We start from the raw sequence: 5,025 nt of genomic DNA, 5'->3' as shown, positions 1-5,025 counted from the left end.
TGCTGCAAGCAACTCATGTGTAAAAAACCGGCCATCTGTCGAGGAAAAAATGAACCACTTTATACACCTCTTACCCTTCGACCCAAATACATGCCGGGCCAGGTATAACGGATCAAACGGAAAACCTGTGGAGTAAATGGACTGGAAAGTAAGCAAGTAATGTAAAACTTGCCACTAAAAATCAGTGAATCCGCGCTTATTGTTATATTATACGAGTTTGCCAACTGCTTTTGCCGATTGCTGATTAACTACTGTCTGTCAGCAAAGAGGTGAAAATTTAGGCTCTCCCCTAGAAATTCCGCTTGATCCGGTATAACCTTAAAGGGCTTTTCATGTTGATATGAGGGCTGCGTGTCAGGCTTTTTAAAATTCCTAAATCAAGCTACCTTAGATTAATATGAGGCAACTTATTATAACAAGTGCATTTTTTATAATACCAGCGCTGTGCCAGTGGCTATATGGCCAGACTATTACAGGTCAGATAGTGGATGCTGCGCACAACGAACCTTTGTACAATGTGTCGGTAATCAGCTTAGAGGACAGTATTGGTACTGTGACCAATGAACAGGGATATTTTAGCCTGGCAGCTCCACATAGCGATCCTGTTTACCTTAACATATCCCACCTGGGGTACACTTCTGAAAATGTCTATGCAAAAGCCGGTGATTTCATCCGACTCAGGTTAGAACCGTCAGAAACTAACTTGCAGGAAGTAATTGTCAAAGCTTCGCAGATCAATGAAGCCTACAGAGAAGTACCCGGCGCAGTCAACCTCATTACGCGTAAGCAGCTTCAGCGCAACGATGAAACAACAGTAACCCCTGCCCTTAATCGCCTGCCAGGTGTTTATATGCACTCAGGAAGCCTCAACACCAACAGGATCACCATCCGTGGTATAGGGGCCCGTACACCTTATGGCACCAATAAAGTTCGCGCCTATTATGATGATATCCCCCTGACATCCGGCGAAGGGGAAACTACCATAGAAGACATCGATCTGGCCGCTATCCAACGCATAGAAGTCATCAAGGGACCTAACTCCAGCGTTTATGGTGCCGGGTTGGCAGGCACAATTAACCTGACTTCCCAGCTTACGGATGAAAATTCCATATCTGCAAAAAGCACTGTGGGCACATACGGACTTTTAAGAACAACTGCCTCGGCGGCCATAGATGGTGAACGAAACCAGCTTAACCTGACCTATACCGATACACATACTGATGGTTACAGGCAAAACAGTGAGTACGACAGAAAATCATTCATTTTCACTTCTAAAATAACCCCGAATGAGAAAACCGCAGTCTCTGTTTTAGGACTTTATACTCATATGAAAGCATACATCCCCAGCTCGGTCAATGAAGAGACTTTTAACACCGCTCCTTCATCTGCGGCCTATACCTGGCTACAGTCACGTGGGTATGAAGCTTACAACAAAGCTAATGTGGGTATATCCTATCATTACCACATCACTAATAACCTGGAAAGCATTACAAGTACCTTCTTAAGCTTTCGGGATGCTGATGAACCAAGGCCTTTTGACATTCTGCGGGAGAACTCCATAGCCACAGGGCTAAGGTCGAGGTTGATATGGCGTACCGATGTATTACAAAGGAAAATGACCTGGAGTGGTGGTTTTGAATACTTTAGCGACTGGTACCAATGGTCGACATATGAAAATCTGTATGAGCAGAATCCTGGTGCAGGCAGTATACCGGGAAATATACTGAGTGACAATAAGGAGCATCGGTACTATTACAACATCTTTGCCCAGGTCAATTGGGAGCTTACCCAAAAGCTTTCATTTCAGGCAGGGCTTAACAGCAACAAAACAAGCTACAAACTGGACGACCTGTATGCGGATAGTTTAGACCAATCAGGCGAATATGACTTCTCCACCACCTGGTCTCCACGTGCAGGCATTGTTTATCTACTGAATGACGAACATAGCATTTATGCATCCGTTAGCCATGGCTTTTCACCACCTAGTGTTGCTGAAACACTTACACCCGAAGGCACCATCAATACTAATATTCAACCGGAAACGGGCTGGAATTATGAGATAGGAAGTAAGGATTCCTGGCTCAACAACAGACTATATACCGAGCTTTCAATATATCGTATGGATATTGATAATCTTCTGGTAGCCCAACGAACAGGCCCCGATACTTATGTAGGTATTAATGCCGGAAAGACTTTACATGAGGGCGTGGAATTACTCATGCAAATGGATGTTCTCAAGCATACAACCTGGTCAATCAGACCATTTTTATCAGCAACTTTTATGAACTATCGGTTCGAGGAGTTCACCAGTGAAGAAGAGAACTACTCTGGCAATGATCTCACCGGTGTACCCTCACGTACAGTCAATTTCGGTGTCGACCTGGACAGCGAATCAGGCATCTACCTCTACAGCAACTATCAGTACACGGGCAGCATTCCTTTAAACGATGCCAACAGCCTGTATAGCGACAGCTATTCCCTTGTGAACATTAAAGCAGGCTATATAGGCAGGTTTTTGAAAAACTTTGAATATGATATTAGTGCAGGCATTAACAATTTGTTGGATGAACATTACGCATCCATGGTACTGGTCAATGCTGTCGGGTTCGGTGGTTCAGCTCCCCGGTACTACTACCCTGGTTTACCGAGGAATTTTTATGGGAGTCTGGGAATCCGGTATTCAGTAGGCAATCGGCAATAGCAGTAGGCAAAACGGGGTATTCTGAGGGTTAGTACCAACTTTGTTGGGCAGAATGCGGTGAACAGTGAAAAATTAAACGGTAAACAGTGAACCGCACATATTGCTATATTATACGAGCTTGCCAACTGCTCTTACCGATTGCTATTAACAACGGTCTGTTGGCAAAGAGGTGAAAATTTTACATCTCCCCAGAAATTCCACCTGATCCAAGATTGCTACCTCAATGTCGAATAAAAAATAAACCCCATGACTAAAGTTCAGTCATGGGGTTTATCAATGTATTAACTTTAATGTCAATTTATTCGAAGAGAACGGTCATTACTACACGTCTGTTTTTCTGACGACCTTCTGCAGTTGAATTATCAGCTACAGGCTGATCAGGACCGAACCCACTTACCTGGAACCTTTCTTCATCAATTCCCTGAGCAGCAAGGAAATCCGCCACGGCTTTTGCGCGTTGTTCTGAGATACGCAAATTAGTGGTTCTTCTGCCTGTATTGTCTGTATGTCCTTCTATTTTAAGTTTCCATTCAGGTTTTTTCTTCAAAAGATTGGCTAACTCAACCAAACTGGTATAAGATGATGTGGCTATAACAGCGCTACCTGTTTTGAACTCCAGGTTATCAAACGCTGCATCCAGTACTTCCTTCTCTTCTTCTTCCAGTTCCGGACATCCTTTGTTAGTGGCAAGTCCCGGAGTAGACGGGCATTCGTCCTCAACATCTATCACTCCGTCTCCATCTATATCAGAGTAAGGGCAACCACCATTTTCAGGCACTCCGGCTAATTCAGGGCACTTGTCATCCCTGTCAATAACATTATCGCCATCCATATCGCTAAACGGGCATCCCTGATTGTCAGGCGAACCGGCAACTTGCGGGCAGTTATCTTCATTGTCATAGAGTCCGTCTCCATCACTATCCGGGCATCCCTTTCTTTCAGGGCTTCCTGCCAACTCAGGGCATGCATCTTCCTCGTCTCTTACGCCATCCCCATCAGTATCAGGGCAACCATTGAAAGCAGCTACGCCGGGCACTTCCGGGCATGAATCTTTAGCATCTTCCACGCCATCGTTATCACCATCGGGGCAGCCTCTAAAGTCAACCTTGCCGGGCACATCAGCACAAGCATCTTCCTTGTCTTCTACGCCATCACCATCTCTGTCAGGGCAGCCTTTGAAAGCCCATACTCCGGGTACACGCTTACACACGTCCCTTTTATTGGATACACCATCGTTGTCCTTATCTTTTTTCTTGTTATAGGTAAGTCCAAACCGCAAAGCAACGTGTACATCAGCACTGCTCACATCCTTACCAAGCAGAAAATTACTGATACCATCTCTTGACCCTACGACCAATGATCCTAAACGTAATGAGAAGCCAGAGGCAAGATTTGAATATTTGTCATAGGAAATTGGCAAAGCAAGACCAAAATTCTTGCTTTCAATTCTGGGCGTCAGAGCTATTCCTGATACATATGCGCTCTTTTCAGTATCACCGGTTCCTTTTTTCAAAGCTAGCTGTCCGGTAAAGTTAACATAAAAGCCTTTAGCTACATGGTAATCAAACTCACCGGCCATGCGGGTAGGTAAGCTCATTTTGTAAGAGCCTCCGGTGGTATAAACAAATAATGAATCCAGGATCTCATCAAGGTCTCCATCAAGATCATTAACATCAAGACCGGAAGCATCTCCTTCAATATTTCCACTGTCGTTACTCTTATCGTATTTAATTCCTCCAAGGTCAAGCAAAGAGAAACCTATCTTATACTTGTACTTGTTGCGGTCCCTTCTCAACAACCCTGTTTCACCATCCATATCATAACGATATTTCTCAATGTTAGGCCGGTGCTCATACACAGCACCCAGATCAAGGCCTAAACCGGTATTTCCAAAAGCGTCAAATTCATAATCATCAACACCTTTACTAACACTTAAATTATCTGATATACCCGATTCAACACTAATTCTGGCTACATCTACCCTGTTGTCAGCCAGTCCGCTGTATTTCACATCATTGAAGAACATATACCCTGAACCCTGCCCCGAAAGGAGTTTTACAGTAGCACCGGCTTTTAAAAAACTGGTTTCTTTATCAAAAACCACTCGTGAATAGGTCAGGCCATACTCCACCCATGCCTGGCTCTGAACATAAAAATCACTGAAATCGTAGGTTTCATTTTCATCAATTACAAAGTCCCCTTCATCCTCTATACGGTCAATAAAATTGGCAACGTCTGCGCTGATTCCTTCTACGTTGACTACTGCTCTGCCTCGCGCCGTCAAAGCTATGGCATGCTTCGGACTGAGCGTTAGCATAAATGAA

General features: G+C 44.3%; 2 protein-coding genes. One reads left to right on the top strand and one right to left on the bottom strand.

Going from position 1 to position 5,025, the window contains the following annotated elements; all coding sequences use genetic code 11:
• Positions 1 to 397: 397 nt before the first annotated feature.
• Positions 398 to 2,701, top strand: a complete 2,304-nt coding sequence (locus E1163_RS02530) for a TonB-dependent receptor (protein WP_155169139.1) — start codon at positions 398 to 400, stop codon at positions 2,699 to 2,701.
• Between the two features lie 298 nt (positions 2,702 to 2,999).
• Here the strand turns inward: E1163_RS02530 and E1163_RS02525 are convergent.
• On the bottom strand, positions 3,000 to 5,025 hold a 2,026-nt coding region (locus E1163_RS02525; RefSeq protein ID WP_155169137.1), incomplete at its 5' end, for a DUF5723 family protein.

Origin of the sequence: Fulvivirga kasyanovii (assembly GCF_009711405.1) — a bacterium.
Taxonomy (GTDB): domain Bacteria; phylum Bacteroidota; class Bacteroidia; order Cytophagales; family Cyclobacteriaceae; genus Fulvivirga; species Fulvivirga kasyanovii.
The sequence above is the reverse complement of the archived record's forward strand: the minus strand, read 5'-3'. Positions and strand labels throughout refer to the sequence as shown.